Below are 16,016 nucleotides of genomic sequence, written 5' to 3'. Positions count from 1 at the left end.
GCACCTGCACAACTGGCTCGACATGGCGCGCGAGCGCATCGCGTTCCAGGGCCTGCCGGCGCGTATCTGCTGGGTGGGCGTGAAGGATCGCTATCGTCTCGGCCAGGCGTTCAACGAAATGGTCAAGAACGGCGAGCTGAAGGCGCCGGTCGTCATCGGCCGCGACCACCTCGACACCGGCTCGGTGGCGAGCCCGAACCGCGAAACGGAATCGATGAAGGACGGCTCGGACGCGGTGAGCGACTGGCCGCTGCTCAATGCGCTGCTGAACACGGCGGGCGGTGCGTCGTGGGTGTCGCTGCACCACGGCGGCGGCGTCGGCATGGGCTTCTCGCAGCACTCGGGGGTGGTGATCGTGGCGGACGGCACGCAGGCGGCGCACGAGCGTCTGGGCCGCGTGCTGCTCAACGATCCGGCCACGGGCGTGATGCGCCACGCGGATGCCGGCTACGAACTCGCGCAGCAGACCGCGCGCGAGGCGGGTCTCAAGCTGCCGATGCTCGGCCGATGAGCGGCGAAAAAGCGGTAGGCGGCGCGGCGGGGGGCGCCAGGCTCACGCTGCTGCGTGGCGCGGCGCTCGTGGCGTCGCCGTGGAAGAACGGCGGCGGCGTCACGCGCGAAATCGCGGTGGCGCACGTGGCATCGCGTGCCGACGCGTCACTGGACGCGTTCGCGTGGCGCGTGAGCGTGGCCGATGTCGCGCAGGCGGGGCCGTTCTCGCGCTTCGAGGGCGTCGATCGGACGCTGGTGCTGCTCGACGGCGCGGGCATGCTGCTCGACGAAGCGGGGCGTACGCATGTGCTCACGCAGCCCCTCGACGTCGCGCATTTCGCGGGAGAAGCCGCGATCGACGCGCGCCTCGTGAACGGCGCCACGCGCGACTTCAACCTGATGGTGCGCCGCGATGCGGCGCGCGGCACGCTCGAAGTGTGGCGCGCAAACGAGCGGCGCAGCATGCATGCGCAAACGGTATTGCTCTACTGCGCGCAAGGCGGGCAGGATGTGCGCGTGGATAACGAACGTCACGTGCGCCTCGAAGCGGGTGACACGCTGCGCATCGATACGCTCGATGCGCAACGCGCTTTGCACATCGACACGCGCGGCGCGGGCGCCTTGCTCGCCGTTGCGCTAGATGTGCTGCAAGAGCCGCCGCAAGACACTACGGAAACGGCATCGCGCGATGCTGTGCATACCTGATGAAACGCACACTCTGGCAAAACCTCAACCTGTGCCCGCATGGCGATCCGGGCCACGTCGTCGAGAACGCGGCGATTGCTGTGGAAGACGGCAAGATCGCGTGGCTCGGCGCCGCTGCCGAATTGCCCGCGCCATTCACCGATTGGCCGTGCGAAGACCTGGGCGGCGCCTGGGTCATGCCAGGCCTCGTGGATTGCCACACACACCTCGTCTATGGCGGACAGCGCGCCGATGAATTCGCGCAGCGCCTTGCGGGCGTGAGCTACGAAGAAATCGCGCGGCAGGGCGGCGGCATCGTCTCGACGGTGCGCGCCACGCGCGCGGCCGACGAAGCCGCGCTGTTCGCGCAGTCGGCAACGCGTCTCGAAGCGTTGCTCGCCGAAGGCGTAACGGCAGTCGAAATCAAATCGGGCTATGGCCTCGATCTGGCGAGCGAGCGCAAGATGCTGCGCGTCGCGCGTCAGCTTGGCGAGCGTTATCCGGTCACGGTGCGGACGACGTTTCTCGGCGCACATGCGTTGCCGCCGGAGTTCGCCGGCCGCGCCGACGACTATATCGACGAAGTGTGCGAACGTATGCTTCCTGCGCTGGCCGACGAGGGGCTCGTGGACGCTGTCGATGTGTTCTGCGAACGAATCGGATTTTCGCTCGCGCAGAGCGAGCGCGTGTTCGAGGCGGCCGCGCGGCGCAAGCTTGCGGTCAAGATGCACGCCGAGCAGCTTTCCAATAGCGGCGGCGCAGCGCTCGCGGCGCGTTACAACGCGTTGTCCGCCGACCATCTCGAGTTTCTCGACGAAGCGGGCGTCGCCGCCATGAAGCAGGCGGGCACGGTGGCGGTGCTGCTGCCGGGCGCGTACTACTTCATCCGCGAAACGCAGCTGCCGCCGCTCGACTTGCTGCGGCGCTACGAGGTGCCGATCGCCATTTCGACCGACAGCAATCCGGGCACGTCGCCCGCCACTTCGCTGCTGCTCATGATGAACATGGCGACCACGCTGTTTCGCATGACCGTGCCCGAGGTGTTGCAGGGCGTGACGCGGCACGCCGCGCAGGCTTTTGGCGACGCAGAGCGTCATGGCACGCTCACGGCTGGCCGTCCCGCAGACTTTGCCGTTTGGTCGGTGCAGTCACTCGCGGAGCTGGCTTACTGGATTGGCCGTCCGCTCTGCGCGCGCGTGGTGCGCGGCGGCGAGACCGTCTTTGAGCGTCGCGCATTTGAGCGTCGCGTTTGAGCGCAATTTTCAGCATGAATCACACCATCGAAACGAATCCGACTTCGCGCGCGCTCTTCGCCGAGTACGCTTACTTGACTGACGGCTGGCGCCGCAACGTGCTGCTCGAATGGGACGCCGCGGGAACGCTGCGCAACGTGACGCCCGATCTGGCGCAAGCGCCTGAAGGCGTCGCGCGTGCGTCGGGCCCGATCACGCCTGGCATGCCTAACCTTCATTCGCATGCGTTTCAGCGCGCCATGGCGGGCCTCACCGAATATCGCGCGAACCCCACCGACAGCTTCTGGAGCTGGCGCGACCTCATGTACCGCTTCGCGGCGCGCATCACACCCGACGATCTCGGGGCGATTGCGCGCTGGCTGTATGTCGAGATGTTGAAGGCGGGCTACACCTCTGTTTGCGAATTCCACTACGTGCATCACGGCAAGGATGGCCAGCGGTATGCGAGCCCCGCCGAACTGGCGCAACGCGTGGTGGACGCAGCGAACGTGACCGGCATCGGCATGACGATGCTGCCCGTGCTCTATCAATACAGCGGCTTCGGCGCGCAAGCGCCGCGCGACGATCAGCGGCGCTTCATCAACACGCCGGAACAGTTGCTCGGCATCGTCGAAGCGCTGCGTGCGTGGCAGCCCGAGCACGGCGCGTTGCGCTACGGCGTCGCGCCCCATTCGCTGCGCGCCGTCTCGCACGACTCCTTGCGCGCGCTGCTGGAAGGCCTGGATCGAGCGCTTCCCGGTGCACCGGTGCATATTCACATCGCCGAACAAACGGCCGAAGTCGAGGCATGCATGGCGATCGAAGGCGCGCGGCCGGTGCAATGGTTGCTCGACCGCTTCAACGTCAACTCGCGCTGGTGCCTCGTCCATGCCACGCATATCGATGCAAGGGAGACCGCCGCGCTTGCGCAGAGCGGTGCGATTGCGGGTCTGTGCCTCACGACCGAGGCGAATCTTGGCGACGGCATTTTCCCCACGCGCGAGTATCTCGATGCGACCGGCGCGTTCGGCGTGGGCTCGGACAGTCACATCGGCGTGGACTGGCGCGCGGAGCTTCGCTTGCTCGAATACGGTCAGCGGCTCGCGCGGCGCGAGCGCAACGTGTTGGCCTCGACGCATCAGGCACAGGTTGCGGACCGCCTGTTCGACGCAGCGCTCGCCGGAGGCGCCAGTGCTACGGGGCGCAAGGTTGGCGCATTGAAGGAAGGCGCGCGCGCCGACTGGATCGTGCTCGACGCTCAACATCCGAACCTCGCCGAGCAAAAGCCGCTCACGTGGCTCTCGTCGGTCGTCTTTTGCGAACATGGCGAAACGCCCGTGCTCGACGTCTATACCGGTGGCGTCAAGGTCGTGGAAGCGCGCCGCCATCGCGACGAAGCCCGCCTTTACGCCGACTACCGCGCGGCGCTCGCCAGACTGCTGGCTGATGATTGAACGCAGGCGCCAATTCACGAGGCAACTTTCGATGACCGATATCTTTTCGCTGGAACGCGGCACCGCGCCGCTCATCATTTCGATCCCGCACCTGGGCACGCACATTCCGGCCGCGATGCACGGCGAGTACACGGACGTGGCGCTAACCGTCGCCGATACGGACTGGCATCTCGATCGCCTTTACGCGTTTGCGAAGGAGCTGGGCGCGACCGTGCTCGGCGCGCGCGTTTCGCGCTATGTGATCGACCTGAACCGCCCGCCGAACGACGAGAGCCTCTATCCCGGCCAGACCACCACGTCGCTGTGTCCGACCGAAACGTTTCGCGGCGAGCCGGTCTACCGCGACGGCTGCGTGCCCGACGCGCCTGAGCGCCAGCGCCGCGTGAAGAAATTCTGGCAGCCGTATCACGACACGCTCGCCGCCGAACTCGAGCGCCTGCGCGTGGCGCATGCGAATGTGCTGCTGTGGGAAGCGCATTCGATCGCGAGCGTTCTGCCGCGTCTGTTCGACGACAAGCTGCCCGACCTGAACATCGGCACCCAGGACGGCCGCACGGTGAACCCGGCGGTGCAGGCGCGCGCGGAACGCGCGGCGGCGGCAAGCGGCTATTCGTGGATCGCGAACGGACGTTTCAAGGGCGGCTACATCACGCGCCATTTCGGCGCGCCGCAGGACGGCGTGCATGCGATCCAGCTGGAGATGTGCCAGTCGGTTTACATGAACGAAACGGCGCCGTTCGACTACGTTCCCGCGCTTGCGGAGAAAGTCCAGCCGGTGCTGCGCGAAATGGTGGGCGGCGCGCTTGCGGAAATCGAGGCGATGAACGCCGCTGCGGCCTGAGCATTCCCGACGGCCGTCCAGGCTGGGCGTGGGCACAACGGCTCTCGATCGACGATCGAGAGCCGTTGTTGCGTTTAGAAGCGGTGAACGATGCCGATCTGCACGCCACGCGCGTCCGCGCCGGGGTAGGCGAGCGGCAGGCCCGGATTCGCCGCGCCGGCGAGCGTGTAACTTGCCTGGTTACGGTTGCGCAAGAACGAAAGTGCGCCGTAGAAGTTCGTGGTTTTCGACAGGTCGTATTCGTACATCAAACCGATCTGATCGGCATTGTCCCCTTGCGACGTCCGATCGTGCAGGGTGGCGTAGCCGAGCGACACGGCATTGTTCACGTTGAACTGATACTTCGCGGAAAGGCCCACGGTATAGGCGTTCAGCGCCAGGTCGGGCCATTTCATGTCCGAATAGCCGCCGAAGATCGTGACGCGCCCGATCGCGTACGAGGCGCCCGCCATGATCGTGCGGTCTGTTGCGCTACCCTCGCTGTTTTTGAGCCACTGTCCCGCCACGAACGTGGCGAATGGGCCGTGCGCATAGGTCACGTCGAACTGTTGACTCGAGCCCGCGGAGCGCAGGCCGCCTGCGTCGCCGAAGCCCACGTAGATGCCGGCCTGAAGGCCCGCGAACTCCGGCGTGACATAGGAGACGGTGTTGCTCGTTCGGAACGTGAACACCGTGAGGTTGTCCATGGCCGAAGCCTGTGTCACGCCGCCAAAAGCGTCCTGGCCGCCTTGATCGTTGAAGAGCGGCGAATTTTGCCGGCCCACGCGCAACTGGCCCCAGCCGCCCGAGAGGCCGACCCATGCCTGGCGATCGAACAGCGAGCCCTTGGTGGCCAGCGTGCCGTCCGTGGGGTTGAAGCCGTTTTCGAGGGCGAACGACAGCGTCTGCCCGCCGCCCAGGTCTTCCTTGCCTTTGAGGCCGAAGCGGCTGCCCCATTGACCGCTCGAACCGAGCGCGGCCGTGTAGCCATTGCCGGTGTTGACGTATTGGGCGAATTCGTCGATGAGCCCATAGAGCGTCACGCCGTCCTGGGCAAGCGCGTTGTGCGCGAAGAGGCCGAGTGCGGTGGCGCAAAGTGAGTTTCTCGTGGCGCGAGCGGAAGGGCGAACAGCTGTAGCGGGGTGCTTTTTCATTATCAGTACAACTATTTTTCGGAGGAATGAAACGAACGCGCGGGTGGTGAGGCCCGCGCGAATGGGAACTATGTGGATCAGCGAAGCGGCGCGCTGCGCCGCACGGGTCAATCCTGCTCGACCGGCAGGATCAGGCGTTCCGGAATGACCGGCGGCGTGAGGCGCATGGCGGCGTAGTAGAGCACGCCCGGCACGATCAGGCCGAGAATCCACGAGATGTCCGTGCCGCCGAGTGCGTCGACGAAGGGGCCCGTATAGAAGCTCGTCGAGATGAACGGCATTTGCACCAGCACGCCGAGCACGTAGATGCCAATGGCCTTGGCGTTCCAGCGGCCGTAGCGGCCATCGGGATTCGAGAGCGCCGGCACGTCGTAGCGCGAGCGCGTGAAGCAGTAGAAGTCCACCAGGTTGATCGCGCTCCACGGTGTGAAGAACGCCAGCAGAAACAGGATGAACGCCGTGAATTCCTTGAGGAACGAGTGGCGCCCCGCAAGCGCGACGAGCGTCGAGATGCCCACCATGCCGATGATGTAGAGGAAGCGGTGGCGCGTGGAAATCGCGCGCTTCGCGCGAAACGCGCTCACGATCGTCGCCATCGACATGAAGCTGCCGTAGGCGTTGAGCGTGGTGACGGTGAGCTTGCCGAACGCAATGCTGAAGTAGAGCATCGCGGCGACCGCGCCGCTCGCGCCGAGGCTCACGATATACGCCACCTCATGGTGCGCGAACGCGTGGCCCGCGAGCGCGGCCGCAAACACGCCGAACACCATCGCTGCCTGCGCGCCGACCACCGAGCCGAGCCCGACGGCGAGGAACGTGCGCACGGGCGAAGTCGAGCGCGGCAGGTAGCGCGAATAGTCGGCAACATAGGGGCCGAATGCGATCTGCCACGAAGCCGAAAGCGACATGGAAAGCAGGAAGCTCGCGATCGAAAAATGGCGATTGGCCAACAGCGCGCCGATATCGTGGTGCGCAAAGAGCTGCGCGAACATGAACACGAACGCGAGCACGCCGATCACGCTGGCAATGCGGCCGACGAAGTGAATCGAGCGATAATGATCGCGGTGACCTGCAGGTTCGCGGAAAGCCAGAGCGTGAACTGGCTGAACAGGCTGCCGTGGCGCTCAGAATCGGGGATGTAGTCGATCGAGCGCGTTTCCAGGATCTTGCGGCCATCGGTTTCGAGGTTGGCGACGGATTCAGGCATGGCCACGGACGGCTCCGAACATTGGGGTGAGTGCAGGGCGTCCGCGAGCCGCGGACGATGGGAATGTCCGCATGATGTTGTATAGACAACTTAGGAGAAATTGGGGATTACCCTGTCGATGCGTGGCTTACAAAAGCCACTCGATAGGCAGGGTGGAGAAGAACCAGACGCTCAGGCGCTGGTTCCATGTGGTGTTCGGCTCGGTGTCGTAGCGGATGACCGTGTCATCGGAAAGGCGCGTCCAGTAGAGCTTGCCGTTCTCGTCGAGGTGCGCCTGATACGCGAGCTGCGGCACGCGCGTCCAGAACGCTTTTTCGATCTGGGTGGCGAGCACGGGGCTGTCGATCACGAGCCCGAGTTCGGTGTTGAGGTTGGCTGAGCGCGGGTCGAAATTCACCGAGCCGACGAAGACGCGCTCTGCATCCACGGCGAAGGTCTTGGCGTGCAGGCTCGAGCCCGTGCTGCCGAACGGGCCACTGCCTGCGCCTTTGCCCGCGGCTTTGTCTGAACCCTTGCTCGTGCCCGCCGCGCGCCGCAGTTCGAACAGCTCCACGCCGCCTTTGAGCAGCGCCACGCGGCGCCGCGCGTAGCCGGAATGGACAGCGGACACATCGGTGGCTTCGAGCGAGTTCGTCAGTACTCGCACGGTCACGCCCTGGGCGGCGAGCTGGGTGAAGTATTGCGTGCCCACCTCGCCCGGCACGAAGTACGGCGAAACCAGATCGAGTTCGCGGTGCGGATCGCCGACGATCTCGTGGAGCTGGCTCAGGATGAGCGTTTCCTTGGGCGCCGTGCCGAGCGCTTTCGCCGGGTCGTCGCTGACCAGCTGCGTCTTCGCCCATTCGAGCGGCAGCGTGCCGTCCAGCAGGCGGCGCACGTCGGTGGTCTTGCGCAGCGATTCGATGTATTCCTGCGCGGCCGGATCGGTGCGCGCTGCAAGCGCCGCACGATCGAGCGTGGCGAGTGCGTCGGGCGCCGCGTACGGCAGGATTTGCGACGCGGGGAATGACGAAGCGCTGGCCCAGTAGCGGTCGAAGTCGTTCGCGACATCGGTGGCGGCGGGCCCGATGGCGAGCACATCGAGGTCGGCGAACACGACGCCGTCGGTGGCACCGAAATACTCGTCGCCGATATTGCGGCCGCCAAGGATGGTCGCCACGCCGTCAGCCGTGAGCGACTTGTTGTGCATGCGCCGGTTCAGCCGCGAGAAGTCGGTGAGAAAGCCGATGGCTTTGGGCTTGCGCGTGACGAACGGATTGAAGAGCCGAACCTCGATGTTGGGATGCCCATTGAGTGCCGCGAGCGTGGGATCGAGCGAGGACGGAATGCCGTTGTCGTCGAGCAGCAAGCGCACGCGCACGCCGCGGTCGGCGGCTTCGCGCAGTTCTTCGAGCAGCAGCGTGCCGGTGAGATCGCTGCGCCAGATGTAGTACTGGACGTCCAGCGTGCGCTGGGCATTGCGCACGAGCGCCACGCGCGAGGCGAAGGCGTCCAGCGGGTTCGCGAGCGGGTCGATGCCGGTGAAGTCGGGATGGGTGGCGAGTTCGGCCGCTACGGCTTTGCCAAGTGGAGTCGATCGCGCTTCGGCTGACGTGAGCGCCGTGGTTTCCGGGCGCTCGCCGAGAGGGGGCAACTGCTGACACGCGGCAAGACCTGTGGCAAGCACGATTGCGCATAGCGGCAACGCCATGGCGCACAGTTTTCGCCACCTGTTTGCAGCCAGCGCGATGAGCGATTTTTGCATGGAGCGTTCGCTTTTCCGTGTCGATCCCGCTTCGAGGCGCGAAGCGCGGGGCTTCGCGAGTGAGCGTGCAACGACGTTAGCTTACGCGATTGGCGTGGCGGGCACCACGCCAGGCGTACGGCCCGGGAGCGAACGCGTGGGTGGCGAGGCTGCGGTGACAAAGTTGGTTATCAGTACCGCCTGGATAAATCGTTGATCAGACGGCGATTCACCTCGCCGTTTTGCAGGCGTTCCAGTGCGAGGCGCGTCCGGAGCACGAGTTTCGCCGCATCCTCACAACGCATTGGGCATCAGGTCTTCGCCGACAGCAGATGGGAGGCCTGCAGATCGAGACCTTGCCCGATGAGCACGAAAACGATGGCGGCGCCCGCACACACGAGTCCGGCGATCGCCCACGGCGAGAGCCGATAGAACCGGTCGAAGCGATGCGTACCTGTTGCGTCAACGACCAGCCCCGATTCTTCAACGTGGACCTCAGCGCTCGGTCATCGCTGAACAGTACCTCGGGCAACCAGCCGTTCTCGGTCGCTGTGCGCATCTATCAGCTCAAGGACCGCAAGGGGTTTGACGCCGCATCGTACGACGACCTCCTGAATGACGACCGTTCGGTGCTGGCCCAGGATCTCCAGGACATGGCCAGCGTCGTCGTCGCCCCGGGGGGGGCGGTAAATGTCACGCAGCCCATGAAGCCCGATGCCGAGTATGTTGCCGTGGTGGCATTCTTTCGTGACGCGACGGCCAGCACAAGCTGGCGCCGTGTGTTCGCGAAGAAAAAACTGTCGGCTGATGACCCGCTGAAGCTGGAACTCGTCGGCAACGATCTCGTTGCTGCCGGCGACACGCAGAAGGCGCGACCCGCACCGTGAAAATCGCGCGCCTGTTTGTCACGCCAGTCGCGTGGCCTCGCATTCCGGCGGCATTCGCGAATCCGCCGGCTGCATCTGTCGCGACGTGCTTCGCCGCTTTCGCTACTGATACGAGCTACTCCGTATCGCTGCCACGGGCAACTGGCGACAGTGCTTGCCAGCCTCGACCCCATGCATGGATTTCACGCCCAGATGGCAGCGAGAAGCCGGCGTCCAGCATCCTAGTGCGCGTCGAGCGCCGCTTGCGCGCGGGCGCGGGAGTCTTGCGCCGACTGGTTGCGCTCGGCCCGGGCGTCACGTGCTTCCTGCTTGAAGGTCTGGCGCGCTTCCGCCGTGCGGGCGCGCTGTTGCCGGTTGGCCTCGCGAACTTCCATGCGCTTCTGAACGATCGGGTCGTTATGCGTCACCGTGGTGGCGGGCTGGCCTTCCTGGCTTGCCGGTGCGGGGGTCTGTGCAAACACCTGGCCCGCAAACAGGGCGCTGGCCACGATGGCGACGACGGCAACGGTGCGAGTTCTGATTTTCATGAGTTTCTCTCCGGAAAATAAGTTTGGGTTGCTAATTAATTCTCGTGCTCGGGTAAAGCCGAGAGCGGGGCCTGTCGAGCGATCAGAGGCGGGTGGCCTCGTCCGCTCTTGTCTTCTGAGCTTTCATTTTACTTTCTAGTTGAGGCAGGTCAACCCGAGAGAGGCTCTAGCGAAATGGCCGTGCGGCCGCAATGCGCCTATTCATAGGCCATTGAGGAATTCGCATGACAGATGGTCGCAGTTGCGCGTTCTGTCACCGACGCAGCATGTCTGCAATCGTTTGTGTGAGCAACGTCTGCTTGTGTGCTTTCCGGTGAATCATCCCCACCGTGCGGATGAGTGGCCGCCCAGGCAGCGGCACGAGTCGCAGATTCGGATCGCTCTGCCATTTGCCGCCTTGCAGGACGGGCAGCACACTCACGCCCACGTCGTTGCGCACCAGCGAGACAATCGTTTCGATCGAGTTCAGCTCCAGGTATTCGAGCGGTTCGATGCCTAACTCGCGCAGGGCGCGGTCGATCACGACGCCCGTCGGCACGCGCCGGTCGAAGCGCAGAAAGCTGCGCTCGCGCAGGATGCGTCGCGCATCGTCGCCGGGCGTCGCGCAGCTCGTCACGAGCATGAGGGGCTCTTCGTAGAGCGGCGTCCAGGCGAGCGACTCGTGAAGCGAACCATCTGCACTGCCAACTACGACGGCGAGGTCCACGTCGCCGTCTTCCACCATGCGCGCCAGTTCGTTCGAGCGCGCCGAGGTGAGGCGCACTTCGAGTTCCGGGTGGCCCGTTTTCAGATGCGCGACGGCCAGCGAAAGCGCGCCGATCACCGACACCACCGCGCCGATGATGATCGAGCCGCGCATCGTGTCGCCCGCGCTGGCGGGCAACTCGTCGATCAGCGCGAGAATGTGATCGACCTTCGCGCAGATCTCGCGGCCTTCGCGCGTGAGCGCGACCTGGCGCGCGCGGCGGTCGAAGATCTGCCGGCCGAGCGCCTCTTCGAGCCCGCGCATTTGCAGGCTCACGGCCGCCTGGGTGAGCGCCGATTTTTCTGCCGCCGTGGCGAACGACCCGCTGCGTGCGACGGCCTGCAAGGTGCGGAGCATGCGTAGGGTTAGCATGTAAATAAAACTTAAGTGTCGACAATAAAATATTAATATTTTTTCGCTTGATCCTTCAAGATAATCGACAGATCGGCGTGAGCCGTGCGCGCCGCAATTGAGTGCGGCCGTGCGCGTGCCGCTGCTTTCGTTCATTACCGGAATCCGGACTTCCATGACGCGCTTCAACTGGCAAAACCCCTATCCGACGCCGCGCCTGCCGGTGTTCGCCCGCAATATCGTTTCGACATCGCATCCGCTTGCCGCGCAGGCCGGGCTGCGCATGCTCTGGAAAGGCGGAAATGCCGTCGACGCCGCCATCGCCGCCGCGGCCGCCATCACCGTGGTCGAGCCGGTATCGAACGGCCTGGGCAGCGATTGCTTTGCGCTCGTGTGGGATGGCGCGAAGCTGCACGGCCTGAACGCGTCGGGCAACGCGCCGGCGGCGTGGAGCGTCGACTATTTCCGCCGCAAATACGGCGAGGAAAACGGTCTCGCGAAGCAGCCCAAACGCGGCTGGGACACGGTGACCGTGCCTGGCGTGATCGCGGGCTGGGAAGCGCTGCATGCGAAGTTCGGCAAGCTGCCATTCGCGGACCTGATGGAACCGGCCATCGAGATCGCGGAGCGCGGCCATGCGGTAGCGACTATCGTCACGCGCAAGTGGCAGGCGGCGATTCCCGAGCTGCACAATCAGCCGGGCTTTGCCGAAACGTTCATGCCGCGCGGCCGCGCACCCGAAGTGAGCGAGCGCGTGTGCTTCCCCGGCCACGCCGCCACGCTGCGGCGTCTTGCGGAACGCGGTCCGCGCGACTACTACGAGGGCGAGCTCGCCGAGCGCATCGCCGCGTTTGCGCGCGAAGGCGGCGCGGCGCTCACGCTGGACGACCTGCGCAACTATCGCCCGGAATGGGTCGAGCCGATCGGCAAGAACTATCGCGGCTACACGGTCCACGAGATTCCGCCGAACGGACAGGGCATCGCCGCGCTGATCGCGCTCGGCATTCTCGAGCAGTTCGACATGGGCTCGCTCGCGCTCGACAGTCTCGAATCGCAGCATCTGCAGATCGAGGCCATGAAGCTCGCGTTCGCCGACGTCTATCGCTACGTTGCCGATCCGCGTTCGATGGAAGTCACGCCCGAGCAGATGCTCGACGACGCCTATCTGAAAGCGCGCGCGAAGCTGATCGACCCGAAGCGCGCCACGCACTTCGATTTCGGCATGCCGCGTTCGGGCGGCACGATCTATCTGTCCGCCGTGGACGAGCGCGGCATGATGGTCAGCTTCATCCAGTCGAACTACATGGGCTTCGGTTCGGGCGTGGTCGTGCCGGGCACGGGCATCGCGCTGCAGAACCGCGGCTGCGGCTTTTCGATGGACCCGGCATCGCCCAACGTCGTGGCAGGCGGCAAGCGCCCGTTTCACACCATCATTCCGGCGTTCCTCACGCAGCAGGTGGACGGCCGCCAGGAAGCGGTGATGAGCTTCGGCGTAATGGGCGGCGACATGCAGCCGCAAGGACATTTGCAGTCGGTCGTGCGCATGCTCGACTACGGCCAGCAGCCGCAGGCCACGTGCGATGCGCCGCGCTGGAAGGTCAACCGCGACTTCACGCTCGACATCGAATCGACCTTCAACCCGCAGACGGCGCGCGCGCTGCAAGGGCTCGGCCACGAGATCAAGGGCATCGACGATCCGTACATGGACTTCGGCTCGGGCCAGTTCATCTGGAAGCTCGATCGCAACGATCCCGAGCGCGGCTATGTGGCCGCGAGCGACACGCGCCGCGACGGGCTCGCAGCGGGTTTCTAGGCGGCAAACCGGCAAGCAGTATTTGACGCGAGCGGGAATACCTCGCTCGCGGTTCACGACGATCAATGAGTAGACCAAATAAAAACGGAGGAGACTGACATGGAGACCGGTTCATCGGTAACGGGTGCGCCGCTCAGCCGCGGCATGGTGCGCCGCATCGTGTTCTCCTCGTCGATCGGCAATGCGCTGGAGTGGTTCGACTTTCTCGTGTACGGCTACTTCGCGCCGATCATCGCGAAGCAGTTCTTTCCCGTGCACGACGAATGGCTGTCCACGCTGCTGGCGGTCGGCACCTTCGGCATCTCTTTCCTCATGCGGCCGCTCGGCGCGATCGTGCTGGGCGTCTACGGCGACCGCAAGGGACGCAAGGCTGCGCTCACGCTCGCCATTGCGCTCATGATGGCGGGCACGCTCGCCATGGCCGTCATGCCTCCGTATGCGTCGATCGGCATCGCCGCGCCGCTCCTGATCCTGCTCGCGCGCCTCGTGCAGGGCTTTGCCGTAGGCGGTGAATTCGGCAGCGCGACGGCGTTCATGGTCGAACACAGCCCCTCGAAGCGCGGCTACTACGCGAGCTGGCAGTTCGCGAGCCAGGGCGCGGCCGCGATTCTCGCAGCGTCGTTCGGCGGCGTGCTCGCATGGTGGCTGCCGCCCGAGCAGTTGCAGGCGTGGGGCTGGCGCGTGCCGTTCTTCTTCGGGCTCGTGCTCGGGCCCGTGGGCTGGTACATTCGCTCGCATCTGGACGAGACGCCCGAATTCATCGCGAACCAGCAAGCGCACAGCGAACAGGATGCGCGCGCAACGAGTGAGCCGGGGCTCGGGCGCCAGTGGGTGAACCTGGTGCTCGCGGTGGGTATCGTTGCGCAGTCCACCGTCGGCGTGTACATCCTCCAGCTCTACATGCCGATGTACGCGGTGAAGCAGCTCCACATGGCGGCGGCAACCTCGTTCGGCGTGGTCGTGCTCAACGGCGGCCTGCAGTTCGCGCTTTCGCCGGTGATGGGCGCGCTCTCGGACCGCATCGGCCGCATCCGCATCATGCTGACCACGTCGATCCTGCTCGCGGCGCTCACGTATCCCATGTTCGCGCTGCTGCAGCGACACCCCACGCTCGGCTGGCTGCTCGTGCTCCAGGGCGCGGCGGGCATCTTCAAGGCCGCCTATTCGGGCCCGATGCCAGCGCTGATGTCGGAGATCTTTCCCGTGCGCGTGCGCTCTGCGGGGCTTTCCATCGCGTATAGCCTTGGCGTGACGCTCTTCGGGGGCTTCGCGCCGACGATTGCCGAAGTGCTGATTCACGTGACGGGCGATACGCTCGCTCCCGCGTATTACGTCTCGCTTGCCGCCGTGATCTCGGGCGTTTCGCTCGCGATCGTCGGCTGGCGGACGATGCGGAAGGCTTCGATGCGCACCACGCTCGCGAGCTGAAATTCGGAAGTCCGAACTGACCCGATTGTTCTTGCGCCCGCAGAATCGCTCCTTAAACAGGGCGTGAATGCGGGCGCGGCGTTTTTGCACGACTTCTTCGCGACTTCGTGTGGGCCTCGCTGAAGCGTCACGAAAGTGGTGATATAGTCGCCCCCTCACCGCCGTCCGGCGGGGCGAGCATTACGTTTTGTCAGGTTTCGGGAGAGTATATGGCAGTCGAATATCGTGGCTTTCGAGTCACTGTCGATGCGAAAGCAGACGCGACGGACACGCAATGGCTGTGCCGCGCGGTTATGGAAGGTGTCGACGCACAGGTGGAAACGGCGAAGCTGCCTTCCGTGGAGCTTGCCATTCCCAAGCTGAAGATCGATGTGCTGATGGCGCTGAGCGTGGTCGAGCAAACGGCGAAGCAGGCCGTCGACGAATGGTGGCACGCCAGGCAGCCGGAAATGGCCTGATGTTTCAGGCGCAGGCAACCCCGCTGCGGTTGCCGCGCCTCGCGCTCAACGCGCACTGACCCGATTGCGCGGCGTGCCTTCGCAAAACGCCGCGATGTTTTCCACGAGTTGATCCGCAAGCGCCTGCATGGCTTCATCGCTCGCCCACGCAACGTGGGGTGTGAGGATGAACGCCGGATGCGAGACGATGGCCTGAAACGGGTGATCGGCAGGCAACGGTTCCTGCGTCACGACATCGAATCCCGCGCCTGAAATCGCTCCGCTTTGCAGGGCGTCCACCAACGCCGCTTCGTTCACGAGTCCCCCACGCGCCGTATTGATCAGCAAGGGCCGCCGCTTCATGCGCGCGAATGCCGTGGCGTCGATCAGATCCCGCGTTTCCACGGTGAGCGGACAATGCAGCGTAATGATGTCGCTTTCTTCTAGCAGCGCTTCGAGCGGCACGTAGCCCGCTTGCGCGTCGTTGCGCGTCTTGCGCGCGGCGAACAGCACGCGCAGGCCGAGCGCGCGTCCCATTTGCGCGACGGCCTGTCCCAGTGCGCCGTCCCCGATGACGCCGAGCGTCGAACCCGCGAGATTGCGGATCGGATAATCAAAGAAGCAGAACTGCCCCGATTCGAGCCAGCGCCCTGCGCGCACGGCGTCGCGATACGCGGCCAGGCTGCGGCGCAGCGCAAATATCAATGCGAACGTATGTTCCGGCACGCTGTTGCCGGCGTAGTCGCGCACGTTGCTCACGACGATGCCGCGCGTCGCGCAGGCGGCCAGATCGACGTTGTCCGTGCCCGTGGCGGCGACGGCGACCATGCGCAGGCGGGTCGCGCCAGCCAGCGCTTCGGCGCTGATGCGCGCCTTGTTCGTGATGACGATGTCGGCGTGGCGAATGCGGGCGGCGACCTCTTCGGGCGCGGTGCGCTCGAAGGTTTCCAGGGTGTGGTCGAACGGCAGCGGACGCAGCCGCGTCTGGGGCGCGAGCGTCGCGCGATCGAGAAATACGACGTGCATGATGTCTGGCCTGAGCGAAAGAGGGGTAGTCCGCGA

The 16,016-nt window shown here is 65.1% G+C and carries 13 protein-coding genes and 2 pseudogenes; 9 read left to right on the top strand and 6 right to left on the bottom strand.

Annotated elements, in window-relative coordinates:
- From BFD71_RS25950 to hutG, 5 genes and pseudogenes are all read left to right on the top strand, one after another.
- Positions 1-511: pseudogene (locus tag BFD71_RS25950) on the top strand (urocanate hydratase); the annotation flags it as partial.
- Positions 508-1,197: a HutD/Ves family protein gene (locus BFD71_RS25945; protein WP_083245476.1), complete on the top strand. Its 690-nt coding sequence runs from the start codon at positions 508-510 to the stop codon at positions 1,195-1,197. The pseudogene BFD71_RS25950 and the gene BFD71_RS25945, both read left to right, overlap by 4 nt.
- On the top strand, positions 1,197-2,429 hold the full coding sequence (gene hutI / locus BFD71_RS25940; protein ID WP_069267172.1) for an imidazolonepropionase: 1,233 nt from the start codon (positions 1,197-1,199) through the stop codon (positions 2,427-2,429). Before BFD71_RS25945 ends, hutI begins: the two co-directional genes overlap by 1 nt.
- A 14-nt stretch (positions 2,430-2,443) precedes the next feature.
- Positions 2,444-3,862, top strand: a complete 1,419-nt coding sequence (locus tag BFD71_RS25935; RefSeq protein ID WP_069267189.1) for a formimidoylglutamate deiminase — start codon at positions 2,444-2,446, stop codon at positions 3,860-3,862.
- Between the two features lie 31 nt (positions 3,863-3,893).
- On the top strand, positions 3,894-4,703 hold the full coding sequence (gene hutG / locus BFD71_RS25930) for an N-formylglutamate deformylase (RefSeq protein ID WP_069267171.1): 810 nt from the start codon (positions 3,894-3,896) through the stop codon (positions 4,701-4,703).
- Between the two features lie 74 nt (positions 4,704-4,777).
- Here the strand turns inward: hutG and BFD71_RS25925 are convergent, their stop codons facing one another.
- The 3 genes and pseudogenes from BFD71_RS25925 to BFD71_RS25915 all read right to left on the bottom strand — a co-directional run bounded on the left by BFD71_RS25925 (position 4,778) and on the right by BFD71_RS25915 (position 8,787).
- The gene (locus tag BFD71_RS25925) at positions 4,778-5,836 is read right to left on the bottom strand and encodes a porin (RefSeq protein WP_069267170.1); all 1,059 of its coding nucleotides are present in this window, start codon (positions 5,834-5,836) and stop codon (positions 4,778-4,780) included.
- A gap of 107 nt (positions 5,837-5,943) precedes the next feature.
- Positions 5,944-7,043, bottom strand: a pseudogene (locus BFD71_RS25920) (purine-cytosine permease family protein).
- 127 nt (positions 7,044-7,170) lie between these two features.
- Entirely contained in the window at positions 7,171-8,787 is a 1,617-nt protein-coding gene (locus tag BFD71_RS25915) for a phospholipase D family protein (protein WP_083245475.1), read from the bottom strand.
- A gap of 311 nt (positions 8,788-9,098) precedes the next feature.
- On the opposite strand from BFD71_RS25915, the gene tssJ reads away from it, so the two are divergent.
- Positions 9,099-9,653: a type VI secretion system lipoprotein TssJ gene (tssJ, locus tag BFD71_RS25910; RefSeq protein ID WP_069267168.1), complete on the top strand. Its 555-nt coding sequence runs from the start codon at positions 9,099-9,101 to the stop codon at positions 9,651-9,653.
- A gap of 221 nt (positions 9,654-9,874) precedes the next feature.
- Here tssJ and BFD71_RS42300 read toward each other — a convergent pair whose 3' ends face one another.
- Both BFD71_RS42300 and BFD71_RS25900 read right to left on the bottom strand, forming a co-directional pair.
- Positions 9,875-10,180, bottom strand: a complete 306-nt coding sequence (locus BFD71_RS42300; RefSeq protein ID WP_069267167.1) for a hypothetical protein — start codon at positions 10,178-10,180, stop codon at positions 9,875-9,877.
- Between the two features lie 253 nt (positions 10,181-10,433).
- Positions 10,434-11,297, bottom strand: coding sequence for a LysR family transcriptional regulator (locus BFD71_RS25900; RefSeq protein ID WP_069267166.1), 864 nt, complete (start codon positions 11,295-11,297; stop codon positions 10,434-10,436).
- A gap of 154 nt (positions 11,298-11,451) precedes the next feature.
- Between BFD71_RS25900 and BFD71_RS25895 the strand changes: the two genes are divergently transcribed.
- The 3 genes from BFD71_RS25895 to BFD71_RS25885 all read left to right on the top strand — a co-directional run bounded on the left by BFD71_RS25895 (position 11,452) and on the right by BFD71_RS25885 (position 14,975).
- Positions 11,452-13,089 (top strand): gamma-glutamyltransferase family protein, encoded by a 1,638-nt coding sequence (locus BFD71_RS25895; protein WP_069267188.1) that lies wholly within the window; start codon positions 11,452-11,454, stop codon positions 13,087-13,089.
- Between the two features lie 99 nt (positions 13,090-13,188).
- Positions 13,189-14,517 (top strand): MFS transporter, encoded by a 1,329-nt coding sequence (locus BFD71_RS25890; RefSeq protein ID WP_069267165.1) that lies wholly within the window; start codon positions 13,189-13,191, stop codon positions 14,515-14,517.
- A gap of 209 nt (positions 14,518-14,726) precedes the next feature.
- A complete protein-coding gene (locus BFD71_RS25885; RefSeq protein ID WP_069267164.1) occupies positions 14,727-14,975 on the top strand; it encodes a hypothetical protein in 249 nt (82 codons plus the stop codon).
- Positions 14,976-15,020: 45 nt separating this feature from the next.
- Here BFD71_RS25885 and BFD71_RS25880 read toward each other — a convergent pair whose 3' ends face one another.
- Positions 15,021-15,980: a D-2-hydroxyacid dehydrogenase gene (locus BFD71_RS25880; RefSeq protein WP_069267163.1), complete on the bottom strand. Its 960-nt coding sequence runs from the start codon at positions 15,978-15,980 to the stop codon at positions 15,021-15,023.
- Between the last annotated feature and the right edge of the window lie 36 nt (positions 15,981-16,016).

It is taken from the genome of Paraburkholderia nodosa, assembly GCF_001718195.1.
Lineage (GTDB): Bacteria > Pseudomonadota > Gammaproteobacteria > Burkholderiales > Burkholderiaceae > Paraburkholderia > Paraburkholderia nodosa_A.
The sequence above is the reverse complement of the archived record's forward strand: the minus strand, read 5'-3'. Positions and strand labels throughout refer to the sequence as shown.

What these genes read in the sequence shown, in the direction of transcription:
- BFD71_RS25945 (WP_083245476.1), top strand. Translation starts at nt 508, where the DNA reads ATGAGCGGCGAAAAAGCGGTAGGCGGCGCGGCGGGGGGCGCCAGGCTC.
- hutI (WP_069267172.1), top strand. Translation starts at nt 1,197, where the DNA reads ATGAAACGCACACTCTGGCAAAACCTCAACCTGTGCCCGCATGGCGAT.
- BFD71_RS25935 (WP_069267189.1), top strand. Translation starts at nt 2,444, where the DNA reads ATGAATCACACCATCGAAACGAATCCGACTTCGCGCGCGCTCTTCGCC.
- hutG (WP_069267171.1), top strand. Translation starts at nt 3,894, where the DNA reads ATGACCGATATCTTTTCGCTGGAACGCGGCACCGCGCCGCTCATCATT.
- BFD71_RS25925 (WP_069267170.1), bottom strand. Translation starts at nt 5,836, where the DNA reads ATGAAAAAGCACCCCGCTACAGCTGTTCGCCCTTCCGCTCGCGCCACG.
- BFD71_RS25915 (WP_083245475.1), bottom strand. Translation starts at nt 8,787, where the DNA reads ATGCAAAAATCGCTCATCGCGCTGGCTGCAAACAGGTGGCGAAAACTG.
- tssJ (WP_069267168.1), top strand. Translation starts at nt 9,099, where the DNA reads ATGGGAGGCCTGCAGATCGAGACCTTGCCCGATGAGCACGAAAACGAT.
- BFD71_RS42300 (WP_069267167.1), bottom strand. Translation starts at nt 10,180, where the DNA reads ATGAAAATCAGAACTCGCACCGTTGCCGTCGTCGCCATCGTGGCCAGC.
- BFD71_RS25900 (WP_069267166.1), bottom strand. Translation starts at nt 11,297, where the DNA reads ATGCTAACCCTACGCATGCTCCGCACCTTGCAGGCCGTCGCACGCAGC.
- BFD71_RS25895 (WP_069267188.1), top strand. Translation starts at nt 11,452, where the DNA reads ATGACGCGCTTCAACTGGCAAAACCCCTATCCGACGCCGCGCCTGCCG.
- BFD71_RS25890 (WP_069267165.1), top strand. Translation starts at nt 13,189, where the DNA reads ATGGAGACCGGTTCATCGGTAACGGGTGCGCCGCTCAGCCGCGGCATG.
- BFD71_RS25885 (WP_069267164.1), top strand. Translation starts at nt 14,727, where the DNA reads ATGGCAGTCGAATATCGTGGCTTTCGAGTCACTGTCGATGCGAAAGCA.
- BFD71_RS25880 (WP_069267163.1), bottom strand. Translation starts at nt 15,980, where the DNA reads ATGCACGTCGTATTTCTCGATCGCGCGACGCTCGCGCCCCAGACGCGG.